General features: G+C 70.7%; 11 protein-coding genes and 1 pseudogene. 7 read left to right on the top strand and 5 right to left on the bottom strand.

Annotated features, from left to right (window positions below; translation table 11 throughout):
• Positions 1 to 99 precede the first annotated feature (99 nt).
• The 4 genes from KGS77_RS05455 (at position 100) to KGS77_RS05440 (ending at position 4,299) form a co-directional block, all read left to right on the top strand.
• Positions 100 to 690: a DUF3090 domain-containing protein gene (locus KGS77_RS05455; RefSeq protein WP_242579034.1), complete on the top strand. Its 591-nt coding sequence runs from the start codon at positions 100 to 102 to the stop codon at positions 688 to 690.
• The gene (locus KGS77_RS05450; RefSeq protein WP_347404440.1) at positions 690 to 1,601 is read left to right on the top strand and encodes an SCO1664 family protein; all 912 of its coding nucleotides are present in this window, start codon (positions 690 to 692) and stop codon (positions 1,599 to 1,601) included. The genes KGS77_RS05455 and KGS77_RS05450 overlap by 1 nt, the downstream gene beginning before the upstream one ends.
• Before the next feature lie 134 nt (positions 1,602 to 1,735).
• Positions 1,736 to 2,965 carry a cysteine--1-D-myo-inosityl 2-amino-2-deoxy-alpha-D-glucopyranoside ligase gene (gene mshC / locus KGS77_RS05445; protein WP_242579030.1) on the top strand — a complete coding sequence of 410 codons (1,230 nt, stop codon included), beginning with the start codon at positions 1,736 to 1,738 and terminating at the stop codon, positions 2,963 to 2,965.
• Positions 2,966 to 3,258: 293 nt separating this feature from the next.
• Positions 3,259 to 4,299: a superoxide dismutase gene (locus tag KGS77_RS05440; RefSeq protein WP_242579028.1), complete on the top strand. Its 1,041-nt coding sequence runs from the start codon at positions 3,259 to 3,261 to the stop codon at positions 4,297 to 4,299.
• Between the two features lie 125 nt (positions 4,300 to 4,424).
• Here KGS77_RS05440 and KGS77_RS05435 read toward each other — a convergent pair whose 3' ends face one another.
• The 5 genes from KGS77_RS05435 to KGS77_RS05415 form a co-directional block, all read right to left on the bottom strand.
• On the bottom strand, positions 4,425 to 5,663 hold the full coding sequence (locus KGS77_RS05435; protein ID WP_242587303.1) for a PAC2 family protein: 1,239 nt from the start codon (positions 5,661 to 5,663) through the stop codon (positions 4,425 to 4,427).
• A gap of 831 nt (positions 5,664 to 6,494) precedes the next feature.
• Positions 6,495 to 8,123, bottom strand: a complete 1,629-nt coding sequence (locus KGS77_RS05430) for a glycerol-3-phosphate dehydrogenase/oxidase (RefSeq protein ID WP_242579026.1) — start codon at positions 8,121 to 8,123, stop codon at positions 6,495 to 6,497.
• 14 nt (positions 8,124 to 8,137) lie between these two features.
• On the bottom strand, positions 8,138 to 9,700 hold the full coding sequence (glpK, locus tag KGS77_RS05425; protein ID WP_242579018.1) for a glycerol kinase GlpK: 1,563 nt from the start codon (positions 9,698 to 9,700) through the stop codon (positions 8,138 to 8,140).
• A 50-nt stretch (positions 9,701 to 9,750) separates the two neighbouring features.
• The gene (locus KGS77_RS05420; protein WP_242579016.1) at positions 9,751 to 10,539 is read right to left on the bottom strand and encodes an MIP/aquaporin family protein; all 789 of its coding nucleotides are present in this window, start codon (positions 10,537 to 10,539) and stop codon (positions 9,751 to 9,753) included.
• Between the two features lie 227 nt (positions 10,540 to 10,766).
• Positions 10,767 to 11,531 (bottom strand): IclR family transcriptional regulator, encoded by a 765-nt coding sequence (locus tag KGS77_RS05415; RefSeq protein WP_242579014.1) that lies wholly within the window; start codon positions 11,529 to 11,531, stop codon positions 10,767 to 10,769.
• A gap of 346 nt (positions 11,532 to 11,877) precedes the next feature.
• On the opposite strand from KGS77_RS05415, the gene metH reads away from it, so the two are divergent.
• The 3 genes and pseudogenes from metH (at position 11,878) to KGS77_RS05400 (ending at position 18,235) form a co-directional block, all read left to right on the top strand.
• Positions 11,878 to 15,387 carry a methionine synthase gene (gene metH / locus KGS77_RS05410; RefSeq protein WP_242579012.1) on the top strand — a complete coding sequence of 1,170 codons (3,510 nt, stop codon included), beginning with the start codon at positions 11,878 to 11,880 and terminating at the stop codon, positions 15,385 to 15,387.
• 160 nt (positions 15,388 to 15,547) lie between these two features.
• A complete protein-coding gene (locus KGS77_RS05405; RefSeq protein ID WP_242579010.1) occupies positions 15,548 to 16,249 on the top strand; it encodes an HAD family phosphatase in 702 nt (233 codons plus the stop codon).
• A 376-nt stretch (positions 16,250 to 16,625) separates the two neighbouring features.
• Positions 16,626 to 18,235: pseudogene (locus KGS77_RS05400) on the top strand (ABC transporter substrate-binding protein).
• The last annotated feature ends 60 nt before the right edge of the window (positions 18,236 to 18,295 follow it).

Genomic DNA, 18,295 nt, shown 5'->3' with positions numbered 1-18,295 from the left:
CCGCAGCGACCGCAGCAGTTCCCGCAGTAGCAGGCAGTAGCAGTCTTTGCAACAGCAATCCCCGCAGTGACCCCGCAGTCGAGCAAACGGAGCAGGACGTTGTCCCGTCAGGTGTTCTTTTACGACGCGCCGGACCGCTTCGTGGCCGGTACGGTCGGGTTGCCTGGCCGTCGCAGCTTCTTCCTTCAGGCCACCGCCTCCGGTCGCACGACGAGCGTCGCGCTGGAGAAGACCCAGGTCGCGGCGCTCGCCGAGCGCATCGACGAGCTGCTGGACGAGGTGGTGCGCCGCAGCGGCGGCAACGCGCCCGTCCCGGCCGTCGCCCCCACCGAACTGTCCGACACCGCGCCGCTGGAGTCCCCGGTCGAGGAGGAGTTCCGGGTCGGCACGATGGCACTCGCCTGGGACGGCGAGGAGCAGCGCATGATCGTCGAGGCCCAGGCGCTGGTCGAACTGGACGCCGATACGGACGAGGACCTCGCCGAGGCCGAGGAACGGCTCCTCCAGGACGACGAGAACGGCCCGCCGATGCTGCGGGTCCGCCTCACCGGCACCATGGCCAGGGCGTTCGCCAAGCGGGCCCTGGAAGTCGTCAACGCCGGCCGCCCGCCGTGCCCGCTGTGCAGCCTGCCGCTCGACCCGGAGGGACACGTATGTCCGCGCCAGAACGGATACCGCCGGGACGCGTGATGTCCACCGACCAGGCCACCGACCAGGCCACCGACCAGGCCACCGGCCAAACAGCGGATCAGACCACGGAGCGGGCCGCGCAGCAGCCGGCCGGCAGCCTTTCCGACGGTGCCGGCGGGCTGTCCGCCGAGCTGCTGGCGCACGGCGAGCTGACGGTGCGCGGCCAGGTGCGCGAGGCGTCCAACGCCGTGCTGTACTGCACGGTCGCCCATGAGGGCGCCTCGGGCCCTTGCGTCTACAAGCCGGTCGCCGGCGAGCGCCCCCTGTGGGACTTCCCCGACGGCACCCTGGCCCAGCGGGAGGTCGCCGCGTACGAGGTCTCCCGGGCCACCGGCTGGGGGCTGATCCCCACGACGGTGCTGCGGGACGGCCCGTACGGGCAGGGCATGGTCCAGGAGTGGATCGAGGCCGCGCCCCCGGGCGAGGGCGCCGAGCTGCTGGCGCTGACCGACGAGGAGGAGCCCGCCCCCGGCTGGAAGGCGGTCGGTTTCGCCGAGGTCGGCCAGGGCCGTACGGCGCTGCTCGTGCACGCCGACGACGCCCGGCTGCGGCGGCTGGCGGTCCTCGACGCGGTGATCAACAACGGTGACCGCAAGGGCGGCCACCTGCTGCCCACCGCCGACGGCCGGCTCTTCGCCATCGACCACGGCGTCACCTTCAACGCCGAGGACAAGCTGCGGACGCTCCTGTGGGGGTGGGCGGGCGAGCCGCTGACCTCGGAGGCCGTGGAGGTGCTGGGGCATCTGGCGCGGGAGCTGGCGGCCGGGGCGCCGCTCGCCGCCCGATTGGCCGAGCTGATCACCGCGGCCGAGCTGGACGCGCTGCGGGAGCGGGTCGCCGGCCTGATACGGACCGGCACCCACCCGGTGCCCGGCGGCGACTGGCCGCCGATCCCCTGGCCCCCTGTGTGATCCACCGTCCGTGACGGCTGACCGCATCGGAACGGCCGTTTACACCTCTCCTACGAGCAGCGCAAGACCGTCTCTTCGGCCAAGATCCCCGATCCGGTTCGTATACGGAACATGCATCCGGTTAGGCTCATGGCATGCATGCATGGCCCGCTTCTGAGGTCCCCGCCCTGCCTGGCCAGGGCCGCGATCTGAGGATCCACGACACCGCGACCGGCGGACGGGTGACCCTCGCCCCCGGTCCCGTCGCCCGCATCTACGTCTGCGGCATCACGCCGTACGACGCGACCCATATGGGGCACGCGGCGACCTACAACGCGTTCGACCTGGTTCAGCGCGTGTGGCTCGACACGAAGCGCCAGGTGCACTACGTGCAGAACGTCACCGACGTCGACGACCCCCTCCTGAAGCGGGCCAACGACACGGGGGACGACTGGACGGCACTCGCCGAACGCGAAACCGCCCTCTTCCGCGAGGACATGACCGCCCTGCGGATGCTCCCGCCGCGCCAGTACGTCGGCGCCGTCGAAGCCATACCCGGGATCGTGCCGCTGGTGGAGCGGCTGCGGGACGCGGGCGCGGCGTACGAACTTGACGGCGACGTCTACTTCTCCGTCGAGTCCGACCCCCACTTCGGCGAGGTCTCGCACCTGGACGCGGAGGCGATGCGGCTGCTGTCCGCCGAGCGCGGCGGCGACCCGGAGCGGCCGGGCAAGAAGAACCCCCTCGACCCGATGCTGTGGATGGCCGCCCGCGACGGCGAGCCGAGCTGGGACGGCGGCACGCTGGGCCGGGGCCGGCCCGGCTGGCACATCGAGTGCGTCGCCATCGCCCTGGAACACCTGGGCATGGGCTTCGACGTGCAGGGCGGCGGCTCCGACCTGGCCTTCCCGCACCACGAGATGGGTGCCTCGCACGCCCAGGCCCTCACCGGCGAACACCCCTTCGCCAAGGCGTACGTGCACGCCGGGATGGTCGCCCTGAACGGCGAGAAGATGTCCAAGTCCAAGGGCAACCTCGTCTTCGTCTCCAAGGTGCGCCACGACGGCACCGACCCGGCCGCCATCCGCCTGGCCCTGCTCGCCCACCACTACCGCGCCGACTGGGAGTGGACCGACGCGGTGCTGGAGGAGGCGGTCGAGCGGCTCGCCCGCTGGCGGGCCGCGGTCTCCCGGCCCGACGGCCCGTCCGCCGACGCCCTCCTGGAGGAGATCCGCGCGGCGCTGGCCGACGACCTGGACTCGCCCTCCGCGCTCGCCGCGGTCGACCGCTGGGCCGCGGCGCAGCAGGCCGGCGGCGGTACGGACGAGGGGGCGCCGGGCCTGGTCTCCCGGGCGGTGGACGCGCTGCTCGGCGTGGCGCTGTGAGCTTCGGCCGTACGGCTGCGGCGGCCAACCGTGACCGTAGGCGTACGGCTTCGGCCGGGCGACCGCGGTCGTGGACGTACGGCTTCGGCCAGGTGACCGCAGCCGGGTGACGGTGGCCGGGCGACGTCGGCCGCTGCGGCCTGCGGCTGCGCATCCGTCCTGCGGGGCGCTCCCTCCACGGTGTGGGAGCGCCCCGTTTCGCTTGTGAAGACGTGTCGTTGTGCGGTGTGCGAGAGGCGCAGGCGTGCTGGGGTAAAGGGATCGGCTGACCGCTCGTCGGAAGGACGCCTGCAATGGACACGGACCGCTGCGCCCCGTCCCGTACCGTCAACCGCCGAAGACTGCTCGCCGCCGGAGCCGCGCTGGGCGCGGGCGCGGCGCTGGGACCGCTCGGCGCCGAAACGGCCGGCGCCGCCACCCGGACCGGGGCCACGGCCCGTTCCGGCGCCGGGGGCCGTTCACGCTCCACCGCCCGCTCCTGGCCCACCACCATCCACCTCCCTGACGGGTTCCGGCCCGAGGGCATCACCATCGAGCCGTCCTACCCGGTCGCCTACTTCGGGTCGCTCGCCAACGGCGCGGTCTACCGCGCGAACCTGGTCAGCGGCCGGGGCGAGATCATCAGCGAGGGCACCGGCCGGGCGTCCGTGGGGCTCAAGACGGACGGGCACGGGCGGCTGTTCATCGCCGGCGGCGACAGCCGCGAACTGCGGGTCGTCGGTACGCGCCACGGCCGGATCCTGGCCACGTACCCGGTCGGTGACGCGCGGACCATGGTCAACGACGTGATCCTGACGCCCACCGCGGCGTACTTCACCGACTCCTACGCGCCGCGGCTGTACGTGCTGCCGCTCGGCCCGGACGGCGCCCTGCCCGGCCCCGGGGAGATCGTCACCCTCCCGCTGACGGGGGAGTGGGTACAGGGCCCCGACTTCACCGCCAACGGCATCGAGCGCACCCCGGACGGCCGCGCCCTGCTGGTGGTCAACACGGTGGCCGGGGCGCTCTTCCGGGTCGATCCGCGGACGGGGCACGCCCGCAAGGTGCCACACACCGGCCCCGCGCTGGTCAACGGCGACGGGCTGCTCCTGCTGGACCGGACGATGTACGTGGTGCAGCAGTGGCAGAACGCCGTGGACGTGCTGCGGCTGGACCGGCAGGGGACGCGGGGCCGGGCCGTCGCGAGGATCACCGACCCACGCTTTCAGATACCCACCACGGCGGCGGCCTTCGGTGACCGGCTCTACCTGCCCAACGCCCGCTTCGACGTGGACCCGCCGCTGCCCACGACGACGTACACGGCGGTGTCGGTGCCCCAGTACTGCGACGCGTAGGCGGGTAGACGGGGCGACGGGGCGGCGAGTGGCGGGGCGGCGAGTAGCAGGACGGCGCCGGCCCGCGGGCTCCCCGCCGAGGCCCCGGATCACGCCTCCCGGGGCAGACAGACCATTCGGCCGGGTCACTCCTCGGCGGCGTCCCGGGGGCCGTCGGAGCCGTCGGTGCCGCCGGAGTCCTTGCCCCGGGGGTGGCCGCCGCTCTTCCTCGGTTCCCTGGCGGCACCCCGGGGCTTGCGGGTGCCCTTCGGCTCCGCCGCCTGCTCCTGTGGTTCCGCCGTGCCCTCCGGCCCGCCGTCAGCGGCGTCGGCGGACGCTTCCGGGACGTCCCGCGCATCGCGGGACTCCCGGGAGTCGTGCGGCCCCTTGCCGTCCCTGCCGCCGTCCTTGCCGTCCTTGCCGTCCTTCGCGTCCTTGGAGGTCGCCTTGGAAGGCCGCGTACGGCCGCTGGAGGTGTCACGGAGGTACGAGCCGTCGCGGCCGTCGGCGATCTGCCCCTCGGCCGCGCCGCCCGGCCCGGCCTGCGGGTCCCGGCGCCGCAGATAGCGCTCGAACTCGCGGGCGATCGCCTCGCCGGACGCCTCCGGAAGCTCCGCGGTGTCCCGCGCCTCCTCCAGGGACTGCACGTACTCGGCGACCTCGCTGTCCTCGGCCGCGAGCTGGTCCACGCCCAACTGCCAGGCGCGGGCGTCCTCGCTCAGCTCACCCAGCGGAATCCGCAGGTTGAGCAGGTCCTCCAGGCGGTTGAGGAGGGCGAGGGTGGCCTTGGGGTTGGGCGGCTGGGAGACGTAGTGCGGCACCGCCGCCCACAGGCTCACCGCCGGCACCCCCGCGTGGGTACACGCCTCCTGGAGGATGCCGACGATGCCGGTGGGGCCTTCGTACCGGGTCTCCTCCAGGTCCATCGTGCGGGCGAGGTCCGGGTCGGAGGTGACGCCGCTGACCGGCACCGGCCGGGTGTGCGGGGTGTCACCGAGCAGCGAGCCCAGGATCACCAGCATCTCCACGCCCAGCTCGTGGGCGAAACCCAGGATCTCGTTGCAGAACGACCGCCAGCGCATGCTGGGCTCGATTCCCCGCACCAGGACCAGGTCACGGGGTGACTCGCCGCCCACGCGGACGACGGAGAGCCGGGTCGTGGGCCAGGTGATCTTCCGTACCCCGCCGTCCAGCCAGACGGTCGGCCGGTTCACCTGGAAGTCGTAGTAGTCCTCGGCGTCCAGCGCGGCGAAGACCTCGCCCTTCCACTCCCGGTCCAGGTGCGCGACCGCGGCGGAGGCGGCGTCACCGGCGTCGTTCCAGCCTTCGAACGCGGCCACCATGACCGGGTCGACCAGCTCGGGAACCCCCTCGAGCTCGATCACCCAGCGCCTCCTTCCGACCGGAACGGCCCCGCTTGGGCCGCCCCGGCAGCAGTTCCGTTGCGTGCGAGCCAAGCCTACGGCGTCCGTGGCACCCGTCCGCAGCCCCTGTGCACGAACGAGTACCCATTCATCCGATCTGTCCGGGACGCCTGTCCGTCCAACTTCCCTACGCGCCCTGTACGTTGGCCCGTGCGCGGCGCCGTGCACGGGATGACCGCCAAAGGTCCGATGCTCCTCCATGACCTTTCGTGGAGGCGCCCGCCCGGCCGGAATCTCCGCGTCCGGCGCGCACCAGTGGCTCCGGTACGCGGCCCGGTCCTCCTCCGTGGCCGCGAAGTCCATGTACAGGGCCGTCCCGAACCGCTGCCGCCGCCGGTCCTCGCGGGAGAGCCCCAGCCGGATGCCGCGTACCGCGGCCCGTACCGTCCCGGCCGCGGCATGGTGCCCGATGTCGTCGGTGTGGTAGAAGGGCAGCCCCATCAGCAGGTCCGTCTCCGGACCGGTCGCCTCCAGGGCCAGTCGGGTCTGCCGGGCGAGACAGCCGCCGTACAGGCTCTCCGTCGGCAGCGCCGTGTCGTAGGACATCAGCGCGATCTGGTCGACGCGGCGGGCTGTCCGACCGAAGTACTCCTGGGATATCCACTTGCGGTGGCCCGTCACGGCCGCCGAGACCGTGTGCGTTCCCGTCGGCCCCCGTCGGTCCTGGCCGAAGCCGGCATCATGACATCGCCGTCCACGCGCCGAGGGGGCGGCATCCACGTACGGCTCGGGTGGCTCGTACAGGTGCCGCCCCCTCGGGGCGCGCGGGCCGGGCCGCGGTACGGGGAGTGGTTACCGGCCCCGGTTCTCCAGCATGTCCTTCACCTTGGCGCGGACATCCTCGGTGTCCAGGCCGCGGATCGTCAGCGTCGTACGGCGGCGCAGCACGTCGTCCACCGTCTGGGCCCACTCGTGGTCACGGGCGTAGGCGACCTGCGCCCAGATCTCCGGCGCGTCCGGGTGGATGCGCTCGGCCAGCGCCGCGTCCTCGCCCGCCAGGCGGGCGATGTCGAAGGACAGCGAGCCGTAGTGGGTGGCGAGGTGACGGGCGGTCTCCGGCGCCATCGGCACGCCCGGCGCGGCGCCGTCGCTCAGCAGGCGGTGGGTGACCGCGTTGGGGTTGGCGATGCCCGGCAGCGGGAGCTTCTTGGGCAACTGGGAGATCGGTTCCATGTCCTGGCCCAGCGGGTGGCCGGGGAGGGCCGCCAGCTTGTTCATGACCGTACGGCCGATGTGCCGGAACGTCGTCCACTTGCCGCCGGCGACCGACAGCATGCCGCCGCTGCCCTCGGTGACGACCGTCTCACGCTTGGCCTTGGAGGTGTCACCGGGACCGCCCGGCAGCACCCGCAGGCCCGCGAAGGAGTACGTGATCAGGTCGCGGGAGAGCTGCTGGTCGCGGATGGAGAACGCGGCCTCGTCCAGGATCTGCGTGATGTCCTTGTCGTTGACGGCGACGTCGGCCGGGTCGCCCTCGTACTCCTCGTCCGTGGTGCCCAGCAGCAGCATGTCCTCCCAGGGGAGGGCGAAGGTGATGCGGTACTTGTCGATCGGCGTGGCCAGCGCGGCCTTCCAGGGGGAGGTGCGCTTGAGGACCAGGTGGGCGCCCTTGGACAGGCGGATGGACGGCGCCGCGTTCGGGTCCTCCATCTTGCGCAGGTGGTCCACCCACGGGCCGGTGGCGTTGAGCACCAGCCGGGCGTCGACGCCGAACTCCGTACCGTCCATGCGGTCCCTGAGGTCCGCGCCGGTGACCCGGCCCTGGGTGAAGCGCAGGCCGGTGACCTCGGCGTGGTTCAGGACGGTGGCGCCCGCGGCGACCGCCGCGCGGACCGTCATCAGCGCCATGCGGGAGTCGTTCATCTGGTCGTCGCCGTACACGGCCACGGCCTTGAGGTTGTCCGTACGCAGCTCGGGGACGTCCCGCTGCGCCTTGGCGGGGCTGATGACGTGGCCCACGCCGTCACCGAAGGCGGACAGCGCGGAGTAGGCGAAGACGCCCGCGCCGAGTTTGGCGGCGCCGTGCGGGCCGCCCTTGTAGACCGGCAGGTAAAAGGTGAGCGGGTTGGACAGGTGGGGGGCCACCTGGCGGGAGACCGCGCGCCGCTCGAAGTGGTTCTCCGCCACCAGCTTGACCGCGCCGGTCTGCAGGTAGCGCAGACCGCCGTGGAGCAGCTTGGAGGAGGCGGAGGAGGTGGCGCCGGCGAAGTCGCCGGCGTCCACCAGGGCCACCCGCAGCCCGGACTGCGCGGCGTGCCAGGCGGTGGAGATGCCCAGGATGCCGCCGCCGATCACCAGGAGGTCGTACGTCGCCTTGGAAAGCCGCTCCCGGGTCTCGGCGCGGCTCGCCACTCCGTACGAAGTGCGGGAACCGTCGGCCGGGTGCGTCCCGGAGGCCGGGACGCTCTGCAGGGTGCTCATGGTCTTGCTCCTCGTCAGCTCTCGTCTTCGATCCAGCCCATGGTCCGCTCGACGGCCTTGAGCCAGTTCTTGTACTCGCGGTCGCGGGTGTCCGCGTCCATGCGGGGGGTCCACTCGGCGGCCCGGCGCCAGTTGGCGCGCAGCGCGTCGGTGTCCGGCCAGAAGCCGACGGCGAGACCGGCGGCGTAGGCGGCGCCGAGGCAGGTCGTCTCGGCCACCATGGGGCGCACCACCGGCGCGTCCAGGAAGTCCGAGATGGTCTGCATCAGCAGGTTGTTGGAGGTCATTCCGCCGTCGACCTTCAAAGCGGTCAGGTCGACGCCGGAGTCCTTGGTCATGGCGTCGGTGATCTCGCGGGTCTGCCAGGCGGTGGCCTCAAGGACGGCGCGGGCGATGTGCGCCTTGGTGACGTACCGGGTCAGGCCGGCGATCACACCGCGCGCGTCCGAGCGCCAGTAGGGGGCGAACAGGCCGGAGAAGGCCGGGACGAAGTACGCGCCGCCGTTGTCCTCCACCGAGCTGGCCAGCGTCTCGATCTCGGCCGCCGACTTGATCAGGCCCATCTGGTCGCGCATCCACTGCACCAGCGAGCCGGTGACGGCGATGGAGCCTTCCAGGGCGTAGACCGGCTTCTGGTCGCCGATGCGGTAGCCGACCGTGGTCAGCAGGCCGTTGTAGGAGTTGACGGGCTCGTCGCCGGTGTTCATCAGCATGAACGTTCCGGTGCCGTACGTGGACTTCGCCTCGCCCTGGGAGAAGCAGGTCTGGCCGAACAGGGCCGCCTGCTGGTCACCGAGCGCGGAGGCGACGGGCACGCCGTCCAGCGCGCCGCCCTTGGCGTCGCCGTACACCTCGGCGGAGGAGCGGATCTCCGGGAGGACGGCGGCCGGCACGCCCATGGAGGACAGGATCTTCTCGTCCCACTGGAGCGTGCGCAGGTTCATCAGCATCGTGCGGGAGGCGTTGGTGACGTCGGTGACGTGCACACCGCCGTTCACACCGCCGGTGAGGTTCCAGATGACCCAGGAGTCCATGGTGCCGAAGAGGATCTCGCCGGCCTCGGCACGCTCGCGCAGGCCCTCGACGTTGTCCAGCAGCCAGCGGATCTTGGGACCGGCGAAGTACGAGGCCAGCGGCAGGCCGGTCTCGCGGCGGAAGCGGTCCTGGCCGACGTTGCGGCCCAGTTCCCGGCAGAGCGCGTCGGTACGGGTGTCCTGCCAGACGATGGCGTTGTGGACGGGCTCACCGGTGTTCTTGTCCCACAGGAGCGTGGTCTCGCGCTGGTTGGTGATGCCGATGGCCTTGACGTCCTTGGCGGTGATGCCGGCCTTCTCGACGGCGCCGGCCACCACCTGCTGGACGTTCTCCCAGATCTCGGCCGCGTCGTGCTCGACCCAGCCGGGCTTGGGGAAGATCTGCTCGTGCTCCTTCTGGTCGACCGAGACGATCCGGCCGTCCTTGTCGAAGACGATGCAGCGGCTGGAGGTGGTGCCCTGGTCGATGGCGGCAATGAACGGGCCGTGCCCGTGGGAGGAAGCACCGTGTCCGTGGGAGGAGGTGTTGTGGGTGTCGCTCATGGTGTGCTCCTGGGAAGTCTGTGAGGGCGAGGACGGGAACATGACCGGGGTCAGGCGAACGCGATCTGGTAGAGACCGCCGGCGAGGGCGCCGCCGATCAGCGGGCCGACCACCGGGATCCAGGCGTAACCCCAGTCCGATCCGCCCTTGTTGGGCAGCGGCAGCAGCGCGTGGACGATGCGGGGCCCCAGGTCGCGGACGGGGTTGATGGCGTATCCGGTCGGGCCGCCCAGGGACAGACCGATGCCGACGACGACCAGGGCGACCAGCAGCGTGCCTATGGGGCCGACGCCCTTGCCGTTGTCGCTCAGGCCCAGGGTGAGGATCGCCAGCACGAGCACGATGGTGGCGATGATCTCGGTGGCCAGGTTCTGTACGACGTTGCGGATCTCCGGGCCGGTGGAGAAGATGCCGAGGACCGGGCCGGCCTTCGGCGCAGAGGACTGGTCGACCATGCCTTCCTGGCCGCTCTGCTGTCCGACGATCTCCGGGTCGGTCAGATGGGCCCGGAAGTGGCCGTAGTACGTGATCCACACGAGCACCGCGCCGATCATCGCGCCCAGCAGCTCACCGGCGAAGTAGACCGGTACGTCGCTCCAGGGGATGCCGCCCTTGATGGCGATGCCGACGGTGACCGCCGGATTCAGGTGGGCGCCGGACTTGGCGGCGATGTACGCGCCGGTCAGTACCGCGAAGCCCCACCCGAAGGTGATGGCGAGCCATCCCGCGTTCTGCGCCTTGGAGCGCTTGAGTGTGACGGCGGCGCAGACACCGCCGCCCAGCAGGATCAGAACAGCGGTACCGATGGTCTCGCTGATGAAGATGTCGGAGCTGGACACCCGCGACTCCTTTGTCCTTCGTCCAGGGGAAGGCGAACCCCGGGTCCCTCCGGTGGTCCGCGCCCTCCGAGAGGGCGTTGGTCGGCCCGCGGCAGTGTCCACCATAGCGAATATTGTCGTTTGGTGTTCGACAATGCCGACCGACGAACGGCAGTTTTCTTTACACGCGAGACCTCGTCAAGGGTTCTGTGACTGAAAACCTAAGTGAACATATGGTGCAAATGGGGTCAGAATCGCCCGGCGCCGAGATCCCGGGACACGGCCCGGGCGCAATCCCGTACCGCGGCGACGATTTCGGGCCGCAGCCCGCCCTCCTGGCACACCCGCTCCACGGCGCCCGTCACGCCCACCGCGCCCACCGGCATCCGCCGCCGGTCATGGATGGGTGCGGCCACCGACGCCACGCCCTCCCAGGTCTCCTCCACGTCCGCCGCCCAGCCCCGGGCCCGCGTCAGGTCCAGCACGCCCTCGAAGTCCTCCATGCCGGTCAGCGTGCGCGGCGTGAACGCGGTGCGCTCGGCCTCGGCCGCCTCGCTGTGCGCCACCGGGTCGTACGCGCACAGCACCTTGCCCAGCGCCGTGCTGTGCAGCGGGTGCATGGCGCCCACCTCCAGCACCTGGCGGCTGTCGTCGGGCCGGAAGACGTGGTGGACGATCAGTACGCCCTGCTGGTGCAGGACCCCGAGGTAGACGCTCTCCCCGCTGGAGCGGGCCAGGTCGTCCGTCCACACCAGCGCGCGGGCCCGCAGTTCGTGCACGTCCAGATAGCTGTTGCCCAGCCGCAGCAGCTCGGCGCCGAGCTGGTAGCGGCCGGACGCCGGGTCCTGCTCCACGAAGCCCTCCTGCTGGAGGGTGCGCAGGATGCCGTGCGCGGTGCCCTTGGCCAGGCCCAGGGAGGAGGCGATGTCGGAGAGCCCCAGCCGCCGCTCCCCGCCGGCGAGCAGCCGCAGCATCGCGGCGGCACGCTCCAGCGACTGGATGTTCCGTGCCATCGGGCAACCTCCGTAATGAGCGGTTCGACAATGCTGAACGATATCGGTCGATGCCGACCCTGGGGGAGTGGGCCGGGCCTGTCAATGATCTTGTACGCGTGCCCGTGCTCGTACCCGGGCGCGTGCCCGTGCTCGTACCCGGGCGCGTGCCTGTGCTCGTACCCGTACGTGCCCGCGCCCGCGTTCCCGCCGCACCACCCGCGCCCCGTGCCGGTCCCCGCCGCCCCGGCCTGTCCACACGCCGGAACGTCGACCGGTCCTCGAGTGACGCCGGTTACCCTGGCCCGGTGCGCCTTCCGCCGGAAGACGCAAAGCCGACAGCCGTCGCAACCAGGGGAGCACCTCCATGGCCTCGTACACGCCATCGTCCGCCAGCACATCCCGTGTCGCAGCCCTCCGCGAGGCACTGGCCTCCCGCGTGGTGGTCGCCGACGGGGCGATGGGCACGATGCTCCAGGCGCAGGACCCCAGCATGGAGGACTTCCAGCAGCTCGAAGGCTGCAACGAGATCCTCAACGTCACCCGTCCCGACATCGTGGCCTCCGTCCACCGGGCCTACTTCGAGGTCGGCGTGGACTGTGTGGAGACCAACACCTTCGGCGCCAACCACGCGGCGCTGGGGGAGTACGACATCCCCGAGCGGGTCCAGGAGCTGTCCGAGGCCGGCGCCCGGATCGCGCGGGAGGCCGCGGACGAGTTCACCGCCGCCACCGGGCAGCAGCGCTGGGTCCTGGGCTCCATGGGCCCCGGCACCAAGCTGCCGACCCTCGGTCACGCCCCGTACGACACACTGCGCGACGCCTACCAGCGCAACGCCGAGGGCCTGATCACCGGCGGCGCGGACGCCCTGCTGGTGGAGACCACCCAGGACCTGCTCCAGACCAAGGCCGCCGTCCTCGGCGCCCGGCGCGCCCTGAAGGCCACCGGCACCGATCTGCCGGTGATCTGCTCGGTGACGGTGGAGACGACCGGCACCATGCTGCTGGGCTCGGAGATCGGCGCGGCGCTGACCGCCCTGGAGCCGCTGGGCATCGACATGATCGGGCTGAACTGCGCGACCGGCCCCGCCGAGATGAGCGAGCACCTGCGCTACCTGGCGCGCAACGCCCGCGTCCCGCTGTCGTGCATGCCCAACGCCGGTCTGCCGGTCCTGGGCAAGGACGGCGCCCACTACCCGCTGACCGCCCGGGAGCTGGCCGACGCCCAGGAGACGTTCGTCGCCGAGTACGGGCTGTCGCTGGTCGGCGGCTGCTGCGGCACCACGCCCGAGCACCTGCGCCAGGTCGTGGAACGCGTACGGGGCCTGACGCCCCCCGCGCGCGACCCGCGCCCCGAGCCGGGCGCCGCCTCCCTCTACCAGACCGTGCCCTTCCGTCAGGACACCTCCTACCTGGCCATCGGTGAGCGCACCAACGCCAACGGCTCCAAGAAGTTCCGTACGGCCATGCTCGAAGGCCGCTGGGACGACTGCGTGGAAATGGCCCGGGACCAGATCCGCGAGGGCGCGCACATGCTCGACCTGTGCGTGGACTACGTCGGCCGGGACGGGGTCGCGGACATGCGGGAGCTGGCCGGCCGCTTCGCCACCGCCTCGACGCTGCCCCTGGTGCTGGACTCCACCGAGGTGGAGGTCATCCGCGCCGGGCTGGAGAAGCTCGGGGGCCGCGCCGTCATCAACTCCGTCAACTACGAGGACGGCGACGGGCCCGACTCGCGGTTCGCGAAGGTCGCCGCGCTGGCCGCCGAGCACGGCGCGGCCCTGATGGCGCTGACCATCGACGAGCAGGGCCAGGCCCGTACCGCCGAGCACAAGGTCGCCATCGCCGAGCGGCTCATCGCGGACCTCACGGACAACTGGGGCATCCGCGAGTGCGACATCCTCATCGACTGCCTCACCTTCACCATCTGCACCGGCCAGGAGGAGTCCCGTAAGGACGGCCTCCACACCATCGAGGCCATCCGCGAACTCAAGCGCCGCCACCCCGGCGTCCAGACCACGCTCGGCCTCTCCAACATCTCCTTCGGCCTGAACCCGGCCGCCCGCATCGTCTTGAACTCCGTCTTCCTGGACGAGTGCGTCAAGGCCGGCCTGGACTCGGCGATCGTGCACGCCTCCAAGATCCTGCCGATCGCCCGGCTGGAGGAGGAACACGTCAAGGTCGCCCTGGACCTCATCCACGACCGGCGCACCGAGGGATACGACCCGCTGCAGCGGTTCCTGGAGCTCTTCGAGGGCGTGGACACCAAGTCCATGAAGGCCGGCAAGGCCGAGGAACTGCTCGCGCTGCCGCTGGAGGAGCGCCTGCGCCGCCGCATCATCGACGGCGAGAAGAACGGCCTGGAAGCCGACCTGGACGAGGCGCTGACTGAGCGCCCGGCCCTGGACATCGTCAACGACACCCTGCTGGAAGGCATGAAGGTCGTCGGCGAACTGTTCGGTTCCGGACAGATGCAGCTCCCGTTCGTGCTCCAGTCCGCAGAGGTCATGAAGACCGCGGTGGCCTACCTGGAGCCGCACATGGAGAAGTCCGACGACCAGGGCAAGGGCACCATCGTCCTGGCGACCGTACGCGGCGACGTCCACGACATCGGCAAGAACCTCGTCGACATCATCCTGTCCAACAACGGCTACAACGTCGTCAACCTGGGCATCAAGCAGCCGGTCTCGGCCATCTTGGAGGCCGCCGAGGAACACCGCGCCGACGTGATCGGCATGTCCGGACTCCTGGTCAAATCCACCGTGATCATGAAGGAGAACCTCCAGGAGCTGAACCAGCGCAAGATGGCCGCGGACTTCCCCGTCATCCTCGGCGGCGCGGCCCTCACCCGCGCCTACGTCGAACAGGACCTGCACGAGATCTACGAGGGCGAGGTCCGCTACGCCCGGGACGCCTTCGAGGGCCTGCGCCTGATGGACGCGCTGATCGCGGTCAAGCGCGGCGTGCCCGGCGCCACCCTGCCCGAGCTCAAGCAGCGCCGGGTGCCCAAGCGGGACGTGCGTGACCAGGAGCCGGAGCGGGAGGAGGGCGCGGTCCGCTCGGACGTGGCCACCGACAACCCCGTACCCACCCCGCCGTTCTGGGGCACCCGCGTCGTCAAGGGCATCCAGCTCGCCGACTACGCCTCCTGGCTGGACGAGGGCGCCCTGTTCAAGGGCCAGTGGGGCCTGAAGCAGGCCCGTACGGGTGAAGGCCCCTCCTACGAGGAACTGGTCGAGACCGAGGGCCGTCCCCGGCTGCGCGGCTGGCTGGACAAGCTCCAGACCGAGAACCTCCTGGAGGCCGCCGTCGTCCACGGCTACTTCCCCTGCTACTCCAAGGGCGAGGACTTGATCCTCCTCAACGAGGACGGCACCGAGCGCACCCGCTTCACCTTCCCGCGCCAGCGCCGGGGCCGCCGGCTGTGCCTGGCCGACTTCTTCCGCCCCGAGGAGTCGGGGGAGCGGGACGTGGTGGGCCTCCAGGTCGTCACCGTGGGGTCCAGGATCGGCGCGGCCACCGCCGAGCTGTTCGCCTCCGACTCCTACCGCGACTACCTGGAGCTGCACGGACTGTCCGTCCAACTGGCCGAGGCGCTGGCCGAGTACTGGCACGCCCGGGTCCGCGCGGAGCTGGGCTTCGCGGGGGAGGACCCCGCCGACGTCGAGGAGATGTTCGCGCTGAAGTACCGCGGCGCCCGTTTCTCGCTGGGGTACGGCGCCTGCCCGGACCTGGAGGACCGCGCCAAGATCGCCGAGCTGCTGCGGCCGGAGCGGATCGGCGTGGAACTCTCCGAGGAGTTCCAGCTCCACCCCGAGCAGTCCACCGACGCCATCATCATCCACCACCCGGAGGCCAAGTACTTCAACGCGCGGTGACGCGCGGTAGCGCGGTGGAGTGGTCTGCCGGGAGTTGACCACGCGCGCCGGCGGGCGTCGTCGTACACTGGTCGGTCCGGTAGCGGCCGGTCGTTTCCCCAGTACGGGGAGGCGACCGGCCCTTTTGTCCCTTCGGGGACACATCAACGGAGGTGCACGGATGACGAGCAGCATCCCCGCGGCGGACACCCGTACGGCCGACGGCGCCACGCTCCAGGCGGTCTTCCTCGACCTGGACGGCACCCTCGTCGACACCGAGGGCTTCTGGTGGGAGGCGGAGGCCGAGGTCTTCGCGGAGCTGGGCCACGTCCTGGACGAGGCGCACCGGGAGGTCGTCGTCGGCGGGCCCATGTCGCGCAGCGCCTCGTACCTGATCGAGGTCACCGGCGCCCGGATCACACTCGCCGAGCTGACCGTGCTGCTCAACGCGCGGTTCGCCGCCCGGATCGCCCGCGGGGTGCCGCTGATGCCCGGCGCCCGCAGGCTGCTGACGGAGCTGTCCGCGCACGGCGTGCCGACCGCGCTGGTCTCCGCCTCGCACCGCACGGTCATCGACCGGATGCTGCGCTCGCTCGGCCCGGAGAACTTCCACCTCACCCTGGCCGGGGACGAACTGTCCCGGACCAAGCCGCACCCGGACCCCTATCTGACGGCGGCGGCGCGGCTGGGCGTGGACCCGGCGCGCTGCGCGGTCGTGGAGGACACGGTGACCGGGGTGACGGCGGGGGAGGCGGCCGGGTGCCGGGTCGTCGCCGTGCCGTCGGTGATGCCGATACCGGCCGCGGCCGGCCGTACGGTCGTGGGATCGCTGGAAGAAGTAGATCTCCCATTTCTCCGATCGCTCATCACCGAAAGGCAGTGAGCCGTACACGGACCGTGCACCGGTGAAAGCACCGGGGAACTGTGGGGAGTGGCCCGCTCATTTTCCGTTACGAATAAGAAGGCCGAATTCCGGTGCTCCCGGGAGTACGGGAAGGAGTGACGTTTATCACGCCTCGGCCGGTCGACAACAAGGTCATCGGGTGTTCCGTGGGGGCTTTTCGGGGGGTTGTGCGGGGCTGAGTGTCCGGGTTTGGTGGATCACGGTATGAATCGTTCCGCCGTCCGGATATCGGTCATCCCTCGGCCGTTATCCGGGCGTGATATTGATTCAACTCCGTTGTGTTCCGGAGCCCCTGGCTGTTCCTACTAATGTCAGCGCGAGCAACACCTCTGCGCTGATAAGGAACCTGCCGACGATGAATCGCAAGACCTTGGTGCTGCCGGCCCTGGCCGGTCTGCTCGCCCCCGCACTCGCTGCCTGTGGCAGCTCGGACGGCGCGGGTGAGGGGGCGACGCGATCGTCGTCGGAGCCACCGCCCAGATCGAAGCCACCAAGGACGCGCCGGCACCTCTGGACCCCGCACAGGCGTACGACGTCGACGCGTGGAACGTGCTGCGCGGCACCTTCCAGACCCTGATGCGGCTGCCGCGCACCGGCACCGCGCCGGTGCCCGAGGCCGCCGAGTCCTGTGGATTCCGCGACACCCAGAACGAGCAGTACCGCTGCACCCTGCGCAGCGGCCTGAAGTTCTCCAACGGGCACGCGCTGACGTCCAAGGACGTGAAGTTCTCCATCCAGCGGATGCTCGACATCAAGTACAGCAACGGTCCGGTGACCCTGCTGGACGGCATCGACAAGGTCGAGACGCCGAGCGAGTCCGAGGTGGTCTTCCACCTCAAGAAGCCGGACGCCACGTTCCCGCAGAAGCTGGCGACGCCGGCCGCCGCGATCGTCGACAGCGAGGTCTACCCCAAGAAGGCCCTCTACAAGGGCTTCGAGGTCGCCGGCTCCGGCCCGTACACGCTCAAGGTCGAGCGCAGCGGCGAGCGCATCTCCAAGGCCGTCTTCACCAAGAACCCCACCTACAAGGGCGGGATGCAGCTGAAGAACGACAAGGTGGAGATGCGCTTCTTCACCGACCCCGCCGCCATGGAGAAGGCGCTGCGCAAGGGCGACATCGACCTGCTGAACCGCACCGTGTCGCCCGACCAGATCAAGGGCCTCCAGGACGCCCGTGACAAGGGCATCAACCTCCAGGAGATGCCCGGCCAGGAAATCCGGTACCTCGCCTTCAACACCGAGAACCCCACGGTCTCCGACAAGGCCGTACGGCAGGCGATGGCGCAGATCGTCAACCGCTCCGAGCTGGTGCGCGACGTCTACTCCTACACCGGTGACCCGCTCTACTCGCTGGTGCCGACCGGCCTCACCAGCCACGTCAACTCCTTCTTCAACAAGTACGGGAACCCCAACGTCCCCGCCGCCCGCAAGATCCTCCAGCAGGCGCACATCAACACCCCGGTGAAGCTGACCCTCACCTACACCAAGAACCACTACGGTGACAGCACCGCCAAGGAGTTCAAGACCCTCCAGAACCAGCTCAACAAGAGCGGGCTGTTCGCCGCCGAAATCAAGGGCATCGACAACTGGCAGCAGTTCCGCAAGGAGCAGTCCGAGGGCAAGTACGCGGTCTACGGCATGGGTTGGTTCGCCGACCTCCCCGACGCGGACAACTACATCGCGCCGTTCTTCGGCAAGACGAACTTCCTCAACTCGCCCTACCGGAACAACAAGATCGAATCGCAGTTGATCCCGGCCACCCGTCAGCAGGCGGACCGCAACGCCGCCTCCGACGCCTTCAAGCAGGCGCAGGACATCGTCGCCGACGACGTGCCGATCCTGCCGCTGTGGCAGGGCAAGCAGTACGTCGCCGCCCGTGACGACATCACCGGCATCTCCTGGGCCGTCAACTCCTCCTCGGTCCTGCAGATCTGGGAGCTGGGCCGCGGAGTGGGCGAGGACTGACCTCCCACAGCGCACGCAGCGCATATGAGATGAGGGCTCACCGGCATGCTGCCGGTGAGC

The organism is Streptomyces sp. MST-110588 (assembly GCF_022695595.1).
GTDB lineage: Bacteria > Actinomycetota > Actinomycetes > Streptomycetales > Streptomycetaceae > Streptomyces.
The sequence above is the reverse complement of the archived record's forward strand: the minus strand, read 5'-3'. Positions and strand labels throughout refer to the sequence as shown.

Coding starts and splice junctions, on each gene's coding strand:
- KGS77_RS05405 (WP_242579010.1), top strand. CDS start 15,548: ATGACGAGCAGCATCCCCGCGGCGGACACCCGTACGGCCGACGGCGCC.
- KGS77_RS05440 (WP_242579028.1), top strand. CDS start 3,259: ATGGACACGGACCGCTGCGCCCCGTCCCGTACCGTCAACCGCCGAAGA.
- KGS77_RS05430 (WP_242579026.1), bottom strand. CDS start 8,123: ATGAGCACCCTGCAGAGCGTCCCGGCCTCCGGGACGCACCCGGCCGAC.
- mshC (WP_242579030.1), top strand. CDS start 1,736: ATGCATGCATGGCCCGCTTCTGAGGTCCCCGCCCTGCCTGGCCAGGGC.
- glpK (WP_242579018.1), bottom strand. CDS start 9,700: ATGAGCGACACCCACAACACCTCCTCCCACGGACACGGTGCTTCCTCC.
- KGS77_RS05450 (WP_347404440.1), top strand. CDS start 690: ATGTCCACCGACCAGGCCACCGACCAGGCCACCGACCAGGCCACCGGC.
- metH (WP_242579012.1), top strand. CDS start 11,878: ATGGCCTCGTACACGCCATCGTCCGCCAGCACATCCCGTGTCGCAGCC.
- KGS77_RS05415 (WP_242579014.1), bottom strand. CDS start 11,531: ATGGCACGGAACATCCAGTCGCTGGAGCGTGCCGCCGCGATGCTGCGG.